The 15,366-nt window shown below is 66.5% G+C and carries 12 protein-coding genes; 5 read left to right on the top strand and 7 right to left on the bottom strand.

Features of this window, described 5'->3' with window-relative positions:
• Positions 1-8: 8 nt before the first annotated feature.
• From IHE46_RS12065 to IHE46_RS12055, 3 genes are read left to right on the top strand one after another with little or no spacing between them, the layout of a single operon-like run.
• On the top strand, positions 9-2,090 hold the full coding sequence (locus IHE46_RS12065; RefSeq protein WP_192164897.1) for a carbon starvation CstA family protein: 2,082 nt from the start codon (positions 9-11) through the stop codon (positions 2,088-2,090).
• A 10-nt stretch (positions 2,091-2,100) separates the two neighbouring features.
• Entirely contained in the window at positions 2,101-2,295 is a 195-nt protein-coding gene (locus IHE46_RS12060; RefSeq protein WP_192165267.1) for a YbdD/YjiX family protein, read from the top strand.
• A 47-nt stretch (positions 2,296-2,342) separates the two neighbouring features.
• Positions 2,343-2,846: a DUF2127 domain-containing protein gene (locus IHE46_RS12055; protein ID WP_192164896.1), complete on the top strand. Its 504-nt coding sequence runs from the start codon at positions 2,343-2,345 to the stop codon at positions 2,844-2,846.
• A gap of 403 nt (positions 2,847-3,249) precedes the next feature.
• Here IHE46_RS12055 and IHE46_RS12050 read toward each other — a convergent pair whose 3' ends face one another.
• The 7 genes from IHE46_RS12050 to IHE46_RS12020 form a co-directional block, all read right to left on the bottom strand.
• Positions 3,250-4,737, bottom strand: coding sequence for an outer membrane beta-barrel protein (locus tag IHE46_RS12050; protein WP_192164895.1), 1,488 nt, complete (start codon positions 4,735-4,737; stop codon positions 3,250-3,252).
• Positions 4,738-4,850: 113 nt separating this feature from the next.
• Positions 4,851-5,045 (bottom strand): hypothetical protein, encoded by a 195-nt coding sequence (locus IHE46_RS12045; RefSeq protein WP_192164894.1) that lies wholly within the window; start codon positions 5,043-5,045, stop codon positions 4,851-4,853.
• A gap of 10 nt (positions 5,046-5,055) precedes the next feature.
• Positions 5,056-7,122 carry a potassium-transporting ATPase subunit KdpB gene (gene kdpB / locus IHE46_RS12040; RefSeq protein WP_192164893.1) on the bottom strand — a complete coding sequence of 689 codons (2,067 nt, stop codon included), beginning with the start codon at positions 7,120-7,122 and terminating at the stop codon, positions 5,056-5,058.
• Positions 7,119-7,775, bottom strand: coding sequence for a potassium-transporting ATPase subunit KdpC (gene kdpC / locus IHE46_RS12035; protein ID WP_192164892.1), 657 nt, complete (start codon positions 7,773-7,775; stop codon positions 7,119-7,121). The genes kdpB and kdpC overlap by 4 nt, the downstream gene beginning before the upstream one ends.
• Before the next feature lie 9 nt (positions 7,776-7,784).
• Complete coding sequence (gene kdpA / locus IHE46_RS12030; protein WP_192164891.1) at positions 7,785-9,488, bottom strand: potassium-transporting ATPase subunit KdpA; 1,704 nt, start codon at positions 9,486-9,488, stop codon at positions 7,785-7,787.
• A 104-nt stretch (positions 9,489-9,592) separates the two neighbouring features.
• Positions 9,593-9,682 (bottom strand): K(+)-transporting ATPase subunit F, encoded by a 90-nt coding sequence (gene kdpF, locus IHE46_RS12025; protein WP_192103459.1) that lies wholly within the window; start codon positions 9,680-9,682, stop codon positions 9,593-9,595.
• Positions 9,683-10,251: 569 nt separating this feature from the next.
• Positions 10,252-12,966: a pitrilysin family protein gene (locus IHE46_RS12020; RefSeq protein ID WP_192164890.1), complete on the bottom strand. Its 2,715-nt coding sequence runs from the start codon at positions 12,964-12,966 to the stop codon at positions 10,252-10,254.
• Positions 12,967-13,256: 290 nt separating this feature from the next.
• Here IHE46_RS12020 and IHE46_RS12015 point away from each other — a divergent pair, with 290 nt between their 5' ends.
• On the top strand, positions 13,257-14,258 hold the full coding sequence (locus IHE46_RS12015; protein ID WP_192164889.1) for a polyprenyl synthetase family protein: 1,002 nt from the start codon (positions 13,257-13,259) through the stop codon (positions 14,256-14,258).
• 8 nt (positions 14,259-14,266) lie between these two features.
• Entirely contained in the window at positions 14,267-14,830 is a 564-nt protein-coding gene (locus tag IHE46_RS12010) for an NUDIX hydrolase (RefSeq protein WP_192164888.1), read from the top strand.
• Positions 14,831-15,366: the final 536 nt, after the last annotated feature.

Raw genomic sequence — 15,366 nt, 5'->3', positions numbered from 1 at the left:
GAAAACCCATGCACAGCGCAACCGTCAAACCCAGCCCGGCGGCGAAGATCCTCTGGGCCGCCATCGCCATCGTGGGCGCCTGGTGCCTCGGCGTGGTGGCCTTGCGGCGCGGCGAATCGATCAACGCGATCTGGCTCGTCGCGGCATCGCTGTGCGTGTTCCTGATCGGCTACCGCTTCTACGGCAAGTTCATCGAGCACAGCGTGCTACGCATGGACCCCACGCGGGCGCCGCCCTCGGTGCTGCGCAACGACGGCCTCGATTACGTGCCCACCGACAAGTGGGTGGTGTTCGGCCACCACTTCGCCGCCATCGCGGGCGCCGGCCCGCTGGTGGGCCCGGTGCTAGCGGCGCAGATGGGCTACCTGCCAGGCACGATGTGGATACTGTTCGGCGTGGTGTTCGCCGGCGCGGTGCAGGACTTCATGATCCTCGGCCTGTCGCTGCGTCGCGACGGCCGCTCGCTGGGCCACATGCTGCGCGAAGAACTGGGGCCCGTGCCCGGCCTCGTGGCGATGATCGGCGTGCTGGTGCTGATGATGATCGTGCTGGCGGTGCTGGCGCTGGTGGTGGTGAAGGCGCTCACGCACAGCCCATGGGGCACGTTCACCGTGGCGGCGACGATCCCGATCGCGCTGCTGATGGGCGCCTACCTGCGCTGGCTGCGGCCGGGGCGCATCCTCGAAGTGTCGATCATCGGCCTGGTGCTGTTGCTGCTGTCGATCTGGGCCGGCCGCTTCGTGGCCGGTTCGGACACACTGGGACCGATCTTCGACCTCGATGCCAAAGCGCTGGCGTGGTGGCTGATCGGCTACGGCTTCTGTGCCTCGGTGCTGCCGGTGTGGCTGCTGCTGGCGCCGCGCGATTACCTTTCCACCTTCCTCAAGATCGGCACCATCGCACTGCTGGCGCTGGCGATCTTCCTCGCCGCGCCGATGCTGCAGATGCCCGCGGTGACCAAGTTCATCGACGGCACCGGCCCGGTGTTCCAGGGCAACTTGTTCCCGTTCCTGTTCATCACCATCGCCTGCGGCGCGGTGTCGGGCTGGCATTCGATCATCGCCTCGGGCACCACGCCCAAGCTGCTGGCGAACGAGGGCCAGGCGCGCCTGGTCGGCTACGGCGGCATGCTGTGCGAGGCCTTCGTGGCGATCATGGCGATGGTGGCGGCGGTGTCGCTGCACCCGGGCGTGTACTTCGCGATGAACGCGCCGGGCGCGCTCATCGGCACCACTGCGGAACACGCGGCGCAGGTGATCAGCCAGTGGGGCTTCGTGGTGACGCCGGACGCACTGATCCAGACCGCGAAAGACGTGGGCGAACAAAGCATCCTCAGCCGCGCCGGCGGCGCGCCCACGCTGGCGGTGGGCATGGCCCAGCTGCTGCACAACATCCTGCCGGGCGAAGGCATGATGGCGTTCTGGTACCACTACGCCATCCTGTTCGAAGCGCTGTTCATCCTGACCACGGTGGATGCCGGCACGCGCGTGGGCCGCTTCATGATCCAGGAGATCGCCGGCCTGATCCACAAGCCGCTGCAGGCATCCGAATCGTGGGCCGGCAACCTGCTCGCCACGGCGGTCTGCGTGGGCCTGTGGGGCTACTTCCTCTACCAGGGCGCGGTCGATCCGCTGGGCGGCATCAACACGCTGTGGCCGCTGTTCGGCATCGCCAACCAGATGCTCGCCGCCATCGCGCTGATGCTGGCCACCGTGGTGGTGGTGAAGCTGAAGCGCGAACGCTACGTGTGGGTGCCGGGCATCCCGGCGATCTGGCTGATCACCTGCACGCTGGCGGCGGGCTACGAGAAGCTGGCCGGGCCGATCAGCTTCACCGCGGCCGCCGACAAATACGCCACCGCGCTGGCGGGCGGCCAGATGCTGGCGCCGGCCAAGACCGCGGCGGCGATGCAGCAGATCGTCACCAACAACCGCGTGGACATGGCGATGACCGCCATCTTCATGGCCCTGGTGGTGGCGATGACGCTGTTCTGCCTGCGCGCGCTGATGCAGGCATGGAAAGCCAACCATCCCACCGCCCACGAGGAACCCTACGTAGCGCTGGCGGGCGCGACGGCGACCCCGCACTGACGCCATGGACATCGGCGCGCGACTGCGGTCCGTACGCAAGTGGGCGGTGCAAACCGCCCGCCTCTGCTGCGGCGTGCCCGACTACGAGGTCTACGTGAAGCATCTGCGCGAGCATCACCCGGAACGCGCCGTGCCCAGCTATGCCGAGTTCTTCCGCGAGCGCCAGGAGGCGCGCTACAAGGGCGGCGGCGGCCGCTGCTGCTGATCGGCGGCAGGGTGGCAAGCCTGGGTGAATCGTCTACCCTGTCGCCCATGCCCGACATCAAACCCGCCCCGCCGCCGCATCGCACCGGCCTCCGCGTCATTGCGGTCTACGAAGTCATCAAGACCGTCTGCCTGGTACTGGTGGCCATCGCGGCCTTCCATCTCGATCATCAGCAGAACTTCGAGCGGCTGGTGCACTGGCTTGGGCACCTGACGCTCACCGACAACAACGGGCTGCGCTGGCGGTTGGTGGATGCATTGCAGGATTTCGGCCCCAGCCGCTTCGTGGCGGTGGGCGCGGTGGCATTGTTCTACGCCGTGCTGTTCGGCATCGAGGGCGTGGGCCTGCTGATGGGCAAGTACTGGGCGGAGTGGTTCACCGTGATCGCCACCGCCTCGCTGATTCCGCTGGAGCTCTACGAAACCCTGCACCATTTCGGCTGGCTCAAATTCGCCGCCCTGGTCGGCAACGTGGCGATCGTGGTGTATCTGGTGCGCGTGGCGTTACATACGCGCGAGATGCGGAAGGCGGCGAGTGAGCAAGCGCACTAAGAGTCTGCTCCTCATCATTTGATCGCGAGGAACAGAACGGTTTCGGTCGCCTGCCGGCGCCCGAGTTACTTCTCTTTGCTGGCCCACGCCGCCGTAGGAGCGGCGGCGAACAGCGAAGTTGGCCCGAAGGGCGGAGGGCAGGATGCCCGGAGTCAAGAGAAGTAACCCAGACAAACGGCCTGATTCAATCCGCCGAAACTACAAGCGGGCGGTGCCGAGGACATTGGAACCACGCACGGCGACACGTCCTGCATAGCGGCCACGCCGCGCCGTATCTGGAAACTGAGGAAGCTCACGTTTGCCATCTCTGTGCGGCGCTTTGCGATAGCCAAGGGCTGACTAGCTGGGTAAGCGTGTTGCGCGCAAAAACCCCGCACGGCATGTCCCTGCGGGATTCTGATGCTCAGAAGTGGATGATCGCGTCGAGCAGCGCCACGGCTTGATAGTCCTTGCGCCCACTGTCGTAGGCATTGGCGTCATACGAGTGCTCGTAGCGCAGCTCGGGCTGGATCTCCAGGTCCTGCGACACCCAATGCGTGATGCCGATGGTGTGGCTGCTGTAGCGCGTGGCGTAGCCGGTACGCTGGCCCCGCTCGTCATCGTAGAACTCGTTGCGGATGGACAGCATGTTCTTCGCGTCCATCTCGATGTTGAGGTAATTGACCACGCCGAATGCGCCGGCCTCGCCAGGCAGAGGCGATGTGCCCGGCTCGCCAGGGATGCCGCCCGGACCGAAACCGGGCACGTTGCGGCCGAACATGCGATAGGCCTCGGTGAGGATATGCACGCGCTCGCTGAAGCGGTGACCCCAGGTCATCACGTACATCTGCACGTTGTTGTAGTTGTAGTCGGAATGGTTGAGGCTGTTGATGCACGGATACAGCATGTCGTTGTTGTCGGCTGACACCCAGCGTACGCAGGCCTGCAAGGTGGGCCGCGCAGAGTGATTCCAAGGCGCGGTGTCGTTGCTGGCGTTCACGCCGAGCTGCAATGTCCACTGCTGGCTCAAACGCGTGGTCGTCATGATGCCCATCTGCGTGTACGGATCTTCGGTGTACAGGATCGAGTGGGTCATCAGGTAGTTCTGCGGCGAGAACTGCGCTTCGATGTCAGGCAGCGAAAGGTAGCGGCCAACACGCACGACCATGCCTTCGGCCACCCATGGAATGTAGAGGTCGGCGTAGAACAGCATCGGGTCGTCGCCGTAGACCTTGCCGTTCTGCGGTTCGTTGCTCGAAGGATTGTTCAGCAGCTGATTGCTGAATACGCCCTTCATGACCGTGTAGTGGTAGTCGTAGCCATACAGGTTGGAAATGTCGAAACCCCAATCCATGTGGTCGGTCTGCACCGTGTCTTCCACGCGGGTGATGTTGAACACGAACTGGTCGAACTCCAGGCGGTTGGCGCGCGTGTTGTACGACAGCGGCGCGTTGCTCTTGCTGGAGGTGCTGATGTTCCCGGACGGCGTGACCCAGCCGAACATCTCGATGCGATTGCGCTGCATCCACTGGCCCAGCGCGGTGCAGCCCAGCGCCTTTTCCAGCGGATAGGTGGAGTTGGTATCCGGCACGCCGATGGGCGCCGGCACGCCGCCGAGCTGCCATTCCGACGACGGGAACGGCGGCGAGTCCAGCGGCGCATCCATCGCGCGGCGCTTGGCCGCCGGCGCGTTCGGATCGGCCGGCTGCGCATCCTCGCGGTATGCCGCGGCGAAGCGCGAGAGGAAGCCGTGGGAACAGTCGGAGCTTTGCACCTCCATCGCCGGCGCCGGCGTCGAGGCGACGCTCTGCGGATCGGCGAGCGGCGCGGGCGCGGCGGTATCGGCCAACGCGCGGCCAGCCGGCAACATCGCCAGCATCAGGGCCAGCGGAAGTAGTTTCTTGTGTGTCATGTCTGTCCTTGTTTCACGGCCCGCAACGGCCGCTTTCGTGAAGCAATGAATCGATCGGTTTTTTCCTGCCACCCCGGCCTGCGCCGGGATGGCGAGCAAGAACGGAAGCCTCGTCAGATGCCGGCGTAGCCGCCAAGCACGTAGTCGTCCTGTTCGCGCTCGGCTTCGGTGGCCACGTGCGCCGGCGCGCTCTGCCGCACGGGCAAGGCGATCACCACGTCGCAGCTTTCGCCGGTGGAGACGCGCAGCTCGATCTGCTCGTGCTGGTCGTCGGGAAGGTTCACGGAGAGTTTCAGTTGTGCATGCATGGATCAGTCCTCACACGAGTCCACAGGCAACCAGCAGCATGTCGATCAGCTTGATGCCAACGAAGGGCACGATCAGTCCGCCCAGGCCATAAACCAGCAGGTTGCGGTTGAGCAGCGCAGCGGCACCGATGGCGCGGTAGCGCACGCCTTTCAGCGCCAACGGGATCAGCACGATGATGATGAGTGCGTTGAAGATCACCGCCGACAGGATCGCCGAGCCCGGGCTGTGCAGGCGCATCACGTTGAGCGCATTGAGCTGCGGATAAGTGGCGACGAAGATCGCGGGAAGAATCGCGAAGTACTTCGCCACGTCGTTGGCGATGGAGAAGGTGGTGAGCGAACCGCGCGTCATCAGCAGCTGCTTGCCGGTCTCCACGATCTCCAGCAGCTTGGTGGGATTGGAATCCAGGTCCACCATGTTGCCGGCCTCGCGCGCGGCCTGCGTGCCGGAGTTCATCGCCACCGCCACGTCGGCCTGCGCCAGCGCGGGAGCGTCGTTGGTGCCGTCGCCGGTCATCGCCACCAGGCGACCCTGCGACTGGTAGTCGCGGATCAGCTTGAGCTTGGCCTCGGGCGTGGCCTCGGCGAGGAAGTCGTCCACGCCAGCCTCGGCGGCGATGGCCGCCGCGGTGAGCGGATTGTCGCCGGTGACCATCACGGTACGGATGCCCATGCGGCGCAGCTCGGCGAAGCGCTCCTTGATGCCGGGCTTCACCACGTCCTTCAGCTCGATCACGCCCATCGCACGGTTGGCGTCCACCACCAGCAGCGGCGTGGCGCCGCGGCGTGCGATCTCTTCCGCGGTGCGCAGCAGGAGTTCGGGCAGATGGCTGCGGTTTTCGTCGAGGTAGCGGCGCACGGCATCCAGCGCACCCTTGCGGATGGCGCGTGCGCCGAGATCGACTCCGCTCATGCGGGTCTGCGCGCTGAACGCCACGAACTCCGCGTTGCCGGTGTCGTACGACTCGGCCTGCAGGCCGAAGCGCGACTGCGCCAGCGTCACCACGCTGCGGCCTTCCGGCGTTTCGTCGGCCAGTGAAGCCAGCAGCGCGGCTTCGGCGAGATCGCGCTCCGCCACGCCCGGCGCGGCGTGGAAACTCGTCGCCTGGCGGTTGCCGAAAGTGATCGTGCCGGTCTTGTCCAGCAGCAGCACGTCCACGTCGCCGGCTGCTTCCACCGCGCGGCCGGAAGTGGCGACCACGTTGGCCTGCATCATGCGGCTCATGCCCGCCACGCCGATGGCCGAAAGCAGGCCGCCGATGGTGGTAGGCGCCAGGCACACCAGCAACGCCACCAGCGCGGTGAGCGTCACCACCTTGCCCGCGCCGCCCATGGCGACCGCGAAGATCGAGAACGGCAGCAGGGTGACCACCACCAGCAGGAACACGATGGTGAGGCCCACCAGCAGGATGGTGAGCGCCACTTCGTTCGGCGTCTTCTGCCGCTTGGCGCCCTCCACCATCGCGATCATGCGGTCGAGGAAGGATTCGCCGGGATTCACGCCGATGCGCACCACCAGCCAGTCGGACAGCACGCGCGTGCCGCCGGTGACGGAGGAAAAATCGCCGCCGGCCTCGCGGATCACCGGCGCGGATTCGCCGGTGATCGCGCTCTCGTCCACCGAGGCCACGCCTTCGATCACCTCGCCGTCCAATGGCACCCAGTCGCCGGCTTCCACCAGCACCACGGTGCCCTTGCGCAGCTCGCCCGCATCCACCGGAACCCAGCGGCTGGCGTAGTTCGGCTCCACCAGCTTCTTGGCCACGATCTTGCGCTGCATGCCGCGCAGGCTGGCCGCCTGCGCCTTGCTGCGGCCCTCGGCCAGCGCTTCGGCGAAGTTTGCGAACAGCACGGTGAACCACAGCCACAGCGCCACCGCGAGGATGAAGCCGGTGGGAGCCTCGCCATGACCTGCCAGCGCCTGCAGCCACAGCAGGGTGACCAGCAAGCTGCCTAACCACACCACGAACATCACCGGATTGCGCCATTGCGAGCGCGGCGACAGCTTGCGCAGCGCATCGAGGCAGGCCGGCCCCAGCAGGGCCGGGTCGAACAAGGGAAGCTGCTTGCCACTCATGACTTGATTCCGTTGTTGCCCGTGCGCGCAAGCGCATCGAGGGCGAGGTTCAGTTCCAGCACGTTCACCCGCGGCACGCCGAACAGGCCGAACACGCGCGGCGCGATGTGCTCGTCCAACAGGCGCTCCGCATCGGCCCGCGGCAACCCGCGCTGCGCCGCCACCCGCGGCAGCTGCAGCTCGGCGTTGGCCAGCGAGATCTCGGGATCCAGTCCCGACGCGGAAGCCGTGACCGCATCCACCGGGACCAAGGCATTCGCCGCCAGGCCGTTCTCGCTGCGATAGGCACGGGCGCGCTCGGCCACCGCGTCGATCAGCTTGCGGTTGGTCGGACCGTAGTTGCTCGCTGCGCTCAGCTCCGCGTTGTACGGCGCGGCCACGGTCTTGGTCGCATCGGCCGGATCCGCCGCCTGCGTGGCGCTGGGGCGCGGATGGAAATAACGCGGCGAAGTGAAGTTCTGGCCCAGCAGGTCGGAACCGATCACCTGGCCGTCGCGCTGCACGAGGCTGCCCTGCGCATGCCACGGCATCAGCAGGTTCGCGACCGCCGTGGTGGCCAGCGGATAAGCCAGTCCGGTGAGCAGCATGAACAGCACGGCGGACGTGATCGCCGGTCGCAGCAGACTGCGGATGGAAGTATTCGTATCGTTCATGGTCGTCTCTCAGAACAGTTGGCCGTGCAGCATGGCGATGTGCTCGACCAGCGGCCCCAGTGCCAGCGCCGGCAGGAAGGTGAGGCCACCCACCACCACGGTCACCAGCACGGTCAGGCCCATGAACAGCGGCGTGGCCGTGGGGAAAGTGCCCGAGGTTTCCTGCAGCGTCTTCTTGCTCGCCAGCAGGCCCGCCACCGCCAGCATCGGCAGCAAGGTGCCGTAGCGGCCGATCAGCATCGCGAGGCCGATCGTGGTGTTGTAGAAGGGCGTGTTCACGCTCAAGCCGCCGAACGCCGAACCGTTGTTGGCGGTGGCCGAGGTGTAGGCGTAGAGGATCTCGCTGAAACCGTGCGGCCCAGTGTTGCCGAGGCTGTCGGCAATGTGCGGCCACAGCACCGCGAGCGCGGTGAACCCCAGGATGCAGATCGGGTGCGCCAGCACGGCCAGCATCACCAGCTTGATCTCGCGCGCCTCGATCTTCTTGCCGAGGAACTCCGGCGTGCGCCCGATCATCATGCCGATCAGGAACACCGCGAGGATCGCGTACTGCAGAAGGTTGATCAGGCCCACGCCCTTGCCGCCGTACACGCAGTTCAACATCATCTCGCCCAGCGGCACCAGGCCGCCCAGCGGCGTCAGCGAATCGTGCATCGCGTTCACCGAGCCGGTGGTGGCGGCGGTGGTCGTGGTGACGAACAGGCTGGTGCCGGCGATGCCGAAGCGCATCTCCTTGCCTTCCATGTTGCCGCCCGGCTGGGTGGCCGAGATGTGCTGGTCCACACCTAGCGCTGTGAACTGCGGATTGCCCGCCTGCTCCGCCGGATACACGATGGCAAGGAAGCCCACGAACATCACGAAGAACGCGCCGAACAGCACCCAGCCCTGGCGGTCGCGCGCCAGCATGCGGCCGAACGCCACGGTCAGCGCCGCAGGAATCAGCAGCATCGACAGGATGTGCAGCGTGTTGATCAACGGCGTCGGATCCTCGTACGGATGCGCCGCGTTCGCGCCGAAGAAGCCGCCGCCGTTGGTGCCGATGTGCTTGATCGTCTCCAGGCTCGCCACGGCACCGAGGATGATGTGCTGCTTGGCGCCCTCCAGCGTGGTCGCCACGGCATCCGAGGCCAGCGTCTGCGGCACGCCCTGCCACACGCAGACCAGCGCCAGCACGAAGCAGATCGGCAACAGAATGCGCCAGACGATGCGGGTGAAATCCGCCCAGAAATTGCCGAGCTCCGGCTTCTCCGCGTGCCCCAACCCGCGCACGAAAGCCGCGCCTGCAGCCAGGCCCGTGGTGGCGCTCACCGTCATCAGGAAAGTCAGCGCGGCCATCTGGCTGAAGTTGGACAAGGTGTTCTCGCCCGAATACGCCTGCCAGTTGGTGTTGGTGACGAAGGACACCGCGGTGTTGAACGCCAGGTCCGGCGACATCCCCGGAAGGTGCAGCGGGTTCAGCGGCATCCAGGCCTGCACGCGCAGCAGTAGGTAACCCAGCAGCAGCATCGCGGCATTCGCCAGCACCAGCGCCATGCCGTACTGCGACCAGTGCATGCCGCGATCCGGATCGACGCCCAGCAGGCGGTAGGTGAGCCGCTCCGGCAACGTATGCTTCTCGTCGGTGAACACCTTGGCCAGGTAGTGGCCCATGGGTATCGCCAACGCCGTCACGCATGCCAGCGTGATCACGAAGTAAAGGATATTGATCGTCATCGCACGCTCCTCAGATCTTCTTCAGCGCGGCGATGTACAGCGCTATGGCGATGAAGAACGCCACTGCCAGTCCCACGAAAATGAAATCGCTCATGGCGCCCACCTCAGAACCGTTCCGGACGGAACAGCGCGTAGAACAGGTAGACGAACAAACCCGCGGCCATCACGCCGCCCAACACCATTGCCCAGCCCATCGCATGTCTCCGTGGAGCCGCGCCGAAAGGCGGCGCGGCAGGCTGCGCAATCTAGGACTGCGGGCATAACGAGCGGATAGCGGAAAACCGCCGTCGCATATATTTCTCGTAAAGATTCGCGGCCGGTGGCGCTGCGAAGCCGGAGTCGACACCCGGGAGCCTGTTCATGGGCTCAATCCGATCTCGTTGGCTTGCAGAAGGGGTTTTGCGCCATCTCCATGAACAGAGCGGCTTCGGTCACCTGCCTGCACGCGAGCCCCTTCCCCTTACCGGCCCACGGCTACCGAGAACGGTGGCGAACAACCAACGAAGCTGGCCCGAAGGGCAAACGGCGGGATACCCGGAGTCGAGAGTAGGTACCTGGAGATGGCCTGATGCGACACGCCGGAACTACCGGTGATCCGTATCGAGGGTTTTGGAGCCGCCCCCACCTATGCGAATGGGCGGCACAGCCACGCCACGCCGTGCCTTGGCGCTGAGGCAAATACCGTCATCATCCCGGCGCGAGGCGGAATTTAATCGCGCGGGGCTGAAGCCCCTCCCCCTTCATGCGGGAGAGGGGCAACGCATCAGTGCTGCTTGGGTTCCGGCCCCTGCACCACCTGCGCCTGGTTGCCGGGCTGCACGTACTTCTTGAACGCGCCCTGCACCTGCTCGGCAGTGAGCTCGAGGTAGTGGCGCGCAGCCACCATCGGCTCGTCCAGCGGCTGGCCGTCGATGCTCCAGGAGAGCAGCGAACGGGCGATGCCGTCGACACTCGATACTTCCAGCGGGATCGAGCGGATGCGCGCCTGCTTGGCGTTCAACAGTTCCTCCGGCTTCACCGGCGTGTCGCACATCGCGTCGAGGTTCTGCCGCACCAGCTGGTCGACCGGCTTCACCTTGTCCGCGTCGCTGCCGTACTGCACGAAGAACAGCGAGCGCGAGCGACCGAACCGCAGGCCCGAACCCGCCCCGTAGGCATAGCCGTGCTTGACGCGGATATCCACCATCAGGCGCGAGGCGAAGCCGTTGCCGCCCAGCACTTCGTTGCCGAGCTGCAGCGCGTAGTGATCGGGATTGTGGACGTCCAGGGCAAGCGACTGCCCCATGAACACCTGATCCTGCGAGGCATAAGCGTTCGACACCACGGTATAACTGGGCGGATTGACCGGCACCGGCTTCGGCACCACGCCGGGCTTCGGCCCGCTGGCCTGCCAGGCGCCGAAGTATTTTTCCACCACCGACCTGGCCTGCTCCGGCGTCACGTCGCCGACCACCACGATGGTGGTCATGTCGGGGCGGTAGGCCTTGGCGAAATAGTCCCTCGCATCCGCCAGCTTCAAGCTGCCCACGGTTTGCGGCGTGGCCTCGCGCAGGACCGGGTCGCCCGCCGGGTACACGCCCTTGTAAAACGCGCGGATCATCTTGTAGTTCGGCGACTGCAGCTGGCCGGCCAGCGTGCGCGCGAGCGTCTGCTGCTGGACCCCGAACGCTTCCTGCGGCAGCGCCGGATGCAGTTCGTTGTCGGCCAGCAGCTGCACGCCCCGGTCGAAGTTCGCGCTGGGCACGGCGAGGCTGAAGCCGCTGCCGGCCGTCTCGGTGGCGGCGATGCCGTCCAGGGCCTTGTGGAACGCGGCGCGATCCAGCGTGGTGGTGCCGTAGTCGAACAGCGAGCCCAGCAAGCGGCCCACGCCTTCCTGGCCCTGCGGCGCCTGCAGATTCTCGTCGCTGTCGACGCGGCCCTGCACGGTCACGGTCTTGCTGACATGGGTGGGCTGCACGATCAGGGTGATGCCGTTGGCGAGCTTCATCGTCGCCGGCGCCAGCGTCCAGTGCGGCATCTGCAATTGCGCGAGCGGTTCGGCGGCCCATGCGGGCAGCGGCGTATCCAGCTTGTCGTCGCTGGCAAACTTCTCGGTGCCGCCGAAGCCCTGGCTGTCCGGCGGCCGCTTGCCGTTCGGGTCGGGCGTCAGCACCACGGTGAGCCGCTGCTCGGGCTGCAGGTAGGCGCGGGCGACGCGATCGACGTCGGCCGGCGTGACCGCAAGGATCTGGTCCAGCGCCTGCTGCGGCGAGTCCAATCCCTGCCACGCCAGCGCCTGCGACCATGCCGAGGCGAGGTTCATCGGGCTGTTACGGTTGAACTCGAACTGCGCCTGCTCCTGCTTCTTGGCGGCCTCGACCAGGTCGGCCGGCACGCCGTTCTTCAGCAGGTCGCCGATGACGCCGTCGAGATGGGCCTGCGCCTGCTTGCCGTCGCCGCCCTTGGGAAAGCCGACCTCGACGATGCCGATGCCGCCATGCGCGAACGGCTGCACGCCGGCATCCGCGGACAACACCTTGCCCTGCGCGGCGAGGCCGGCCAGCGCGCTGCGCGAGTTGTTCAACACGTCCATCAGCACCTGCATCGCCGCATAGTCCTGCGACTGCTGGCCCGGTGTGCGGAACGCGTATTGCACGGCGCCGGTGGCGTCGGGCGTGGTCTTGGCGATGGTCTGCGGCTTGAACGGCTCCAGCTTGAGCGGCGTGCGCGCAGGCACGTCGCCCTTCGCGATGGAGCCGAACAGCGCCTTCACCTTGGCCAGCGTGGCCTGCGGCTCGACGTCGCCGGCGATCACCAGGATCGCGTTGTTCGGCACGTACCATTTGTCGTAGAAGCCCTGCAGCACCTTGCCCGTGGTCGCGTCGAAGGTGGGGCGCGAACCCAGCGCATCCTCGGCATAGCCGGTACCGGCGTACAGGGTCCGCTCGGCCTGCTGGAAAGCGAGGTAGCCCGGATCGGAAATGTCGCGCGACACCTCCTGCTCGATCGCGCCCTTCTCCAGCCCCCACTCCTTGTCGGTCAGCTGCGCGCCGCGCATGCGGGTGGCTTCGATGTGCAGCAGCACGTCGAGGTATTGCGACGGCGCCAGGAAGAAATACTGGGTCGCGTCATTGGTGGTGAACGCGTTGTTCTCCGCGCCCATCTTGCCGGTCATCTCGTTCAACTGCGCGCCGGTCATGCCGCTGGAGTTGCGGAACATCATGTGTTCCAGCGCATGTGCGGTGCCAGGGAATCCTTGCGGCGTCTCGTAGCTGCCGGCCAGATAGGTGATTTGTGTGGTCACCATCGGCGCCAGCGCATCGCGCACGATCACTACGCGCAGGCCGTTGTCCAGCGTCGCGCGCGTCACGTCGTCCGCCTGCCGCGTCTGAGTTGCCGGTGCGTCGGCGGCGGACGTGGATGGCGCGGCGCCAGCCACGGTGCCGATGCCCAACAGCACGCCCAGGGCGATGGGGGTAAGCCTGCCGCGAAGTTTCATCGAGGGGTTCTCCGTGTTCGGTTCGGGTAGAACGGCGAGTCGTCCTGCGACGGTGCAACCCCCTGGGCACCGGCCGGCCGCCGTCGCCCTGCGGGAAACTCGAACCGCTGCGGCAAACGGCGGCGGATGCAGGGCATCTGCCGCCAGCCACAACCCGGAACGATACGGCCCATGCACCGGCCTCTCCAGCATGACCTTCGGCAGGGTCCAGGCATTCCCCGGGGAGGCACAGGATCGGCGCGGCACAGCGGCCAGCCCGTATAATCCGTCAACCTGTCGATAAGCCGCCCATGAACTCGATACCCGCCGAAGCCCCACGCCCTGCCGACTTCGCCGCCGTGCGCGCGCTCGCCGACGCCGACATGCGCCGCATCGACGCGCTGATCCGCGCGCGGCTGGCCTCCGACGTGGTGCTGATCAACCAGATCGCCGAACACATCATCGCCGGCGGCGGCAAGCGGCTGCGGCCGATGCTGCATGCGCTGGCCGCACGCGCGGCGGGCTACCACGGCGACCAGCACGTGAAGCTGGCCGCGGTGATCGAATTCATCCACACCTCCACCCTGCTGCACGACGACGTGGTGGACGAGTCCGGGCTGCGCCGCGGCCGGCAGACCGCCAACGCGCTGTGGGGCAACGCCGCCAGCGTGCTGGTGGGCGACTTCCTCTATTCGCGCTCGTTCCAGCTGATGGTGGAACTGGACGACATGCGCGTGATGCGCATCCTCGCCGACACCACCAACACCATCGCCGAAGGCGAGGTGCTGCAGCTGCTCAACATCGGCAACGCCGACGTGGGCGAGGCGGCCTACCTCGCGGTGATCGAGCGCAAGACCGCCGTGCTGTTCGCCGCCGCCACCGAGCTCGGCGGCCTGCTGGGCGGCTTGCCCGCGGACCAGGTGGCCGCGCTGCGCCGCTACGGCATGGAACTGGGCTACGCCTTCCAGATCGCCGACGACCTGCTCGACTACACCAGCGACGCCGACACGCTGGGCAAGAACATCGGCGACGACCTCGCCGAAGGCAAACCCACCCTGCCGCTGATCTACGCGCTGCAGAGCGCCACGCCGGAACAGGTGGCCTCGCTGCGCCACGCGATCGAGCACGGCGGGCTGGATTCGCTGGACCGCATCGTCGCCGCGATCCGCGATTCCGGTGCACTGGAACGCACGCGCGCACGCGCCGAGACGCACGCCAACGCCGCGCACGAAGCCCTGTCCGCCCTGCCCGCCTCGCCCTGGCGCGACGCGCTGGCCACGCTGGCGGACTATTCGGTGCAGCGCACGTTCTGATCTCCGCGATGACGACGCCACCCGATTCGCGCCCCGCCGATGCCGACGCGCCGGTGGAAACCCTGTACCAGGGCCGCTGGCTGAGCCTGCGCAAGCGCGGGCGCTGGGAATACGTCGAGCGCAACAATCCCGGCGGTGCGGCCATCGTGATCGCGGTGACGCCCGACGACCGCGTGCTGTTCGTGGAGCAATACCGCGTGGCGATCCAGTCGCGCACCATCGAGATGCCCGCGGGCCTGGTCGGCGATCTCGCCGGCCAGGAGGACGAAGGCATCCTGCTGGCTGCGCAACGCGAGCTGGAAGAGGAAACCGGCTGGCGTTGTTCGCGCGTGGCCCTGCTGCACCAGGGGCCTTCTTCCGCCGGCATGAGCACGGAGATGATCGCCTACGTGCGCGCCTTCGACCTGGTGAAGGTGGGCGCCGGCGGCGGCGATGCCAGCGAGAACATCGTGGTGCACGAGGTGCCGCGGAAAGAAGCTGGCGCGTGGCTGTTCGCGCGCGCCGCCGAGGGGTATTCGATCGACCCCAAGCTGTTCGCGGGTTTGTGGCTGCTGGAACATGGCGGCCGCTGATTGGGGTTACGCAAGGTTTTTTGCGTCTGGGTGCTTTCGCAAGCAACAAAGCGGTTTCGGTCGCCTGCCGGCGCCCGAGTTACTTCTCTTTGCTGGCCCAAAGAGAAGTAACCCAGAGAAATGGCCTTATGTAATCCGCCGGAACTACAAGCGGGCGGTGTCGAGGACGTTGGAACTACGTTCGGCGCCACGTCCTGCACAGCGGCCACACCTCGCCGTATCTGGGAACTGAGGGAAACGAAACATCTGGGAACTGAGGGCAAGACCCTAGGCGCTTCGCTCTGCATGTCTTGCTCGTCATTCCGGCGCAGGCCGGAATCCAGTGGCTGTGATGCTCGAACAGGCGTAGTCGCTACTGGATCCCGGCCTGCGCCGGGATGACGAGCAGAAACGTGGGTACCCCGCCCCGCTTTAGCTTGGCTCGGCTCTCAGCTCTCAGCTTTAGCTTGGCTCTGGTTTGGCTTGGTTTGATTCTGCTCTGACCGTGGCTTCTGCGCGCTGGGAGCGCGCTGCTCTTCGGGGCCCCTATGCGGCGG

This window comes from Rhodanobacter sp. DHG33 (assembly GCF_014843005.1).
In the GTDB taxonomy this organism is placed as follows: Bacteria; Pseudomonadota; Gammaproteobacteria; order Xanthomonadales; family Rhodanobacteraceae; genus Rhodanobacter_A.
This window is presented reverse-complemented; position numbering and strand designations above follow the sequence as displayed.

What these genes read in the sequence shown, in the direction of transcription:
- kdpB (WP_192164893.1), bottom strand. Translation starts at nt 7,122, where the DNA reads ATGAGTGGCAAGCAGCTTCCCTTGTTCGACCCGGCCCTGCTGGGGCCG.
- kdpC (WP_192164892.1), bottom strand. Translation starts at nt 7,775, where the DNA reads ATGAACGATACGAATACTTCCATCCGCAGTCTGCTGCGACCGGCGATC.
- IHE46_RS12055 (WP_192164896.1), top strand. Translation starts at nt 2,343, where the DNA reads ATGCCCGACATCAAACCCGCCCCGCCGCCGCATCGCACCGGCCTCCGC.
- IHE46_RS12010 (WP_192164888.1), top strand. Translation starts at nt 14,267, where the DNA reads ATGACGACGCCACCCGATTCGCGCCCCGCCGATGCCGACGCGCCGGTG.
- kdpA (WP_192164891.1), bottom strand. Translation starts at nt 9,488, where the DNA reads ATGACGATCAATATCCTTTACTTCGTGATCACGCTGGCATGCGTGACG.
- IHE46_RS12020 (WP_192164890.1), bottom strand. Translation starts at nt 12,966, where the DNA reads ATGAAACTTCGCGGCAGGCTTACCCCCATCGCCCTGGGCGTGCTGTTG.
- IHE46_RS12050 (WP_192164895.1), bottom strand. Translation starts at nt 4,737, where the DNA reads ATGACACACAAGAAACTACTTCCGCTGGCCCTGATGCTGGCGATGTTG.
- kdpF (WP_192103459.1), bottom strand. Translation starts at nt 9,682, where the DNA reads ATGGGCTGGGCAATGGTGTTGGGCGGCGTGATGGCCGCGGGTTTGTTC.
- IHE46_RS12045 (WP_192164894.1), bottom strand. Translation starts at nt 5,045, where the DNA reads ATGCATGCACAACTGAAACTCTCCGTGAACCTTCCCGACGACCAGCAC.
- IHE46_RS12065 (WP_192164897.1), top strand. Translation starts at nt 9, where the DNA reads ATGCACAGCGCAACCGTCAAACCCAGCCCGGCGGCGAAGATCCTCTGG.
- IHE46_RS12015 (WP_192164889.1), top strand. Translation starts at nt 13,257, where the DNA reads ATGAACTCGATACCCGCCGAAGCCCCACGCCCTGCCGACTTCGCCGCC.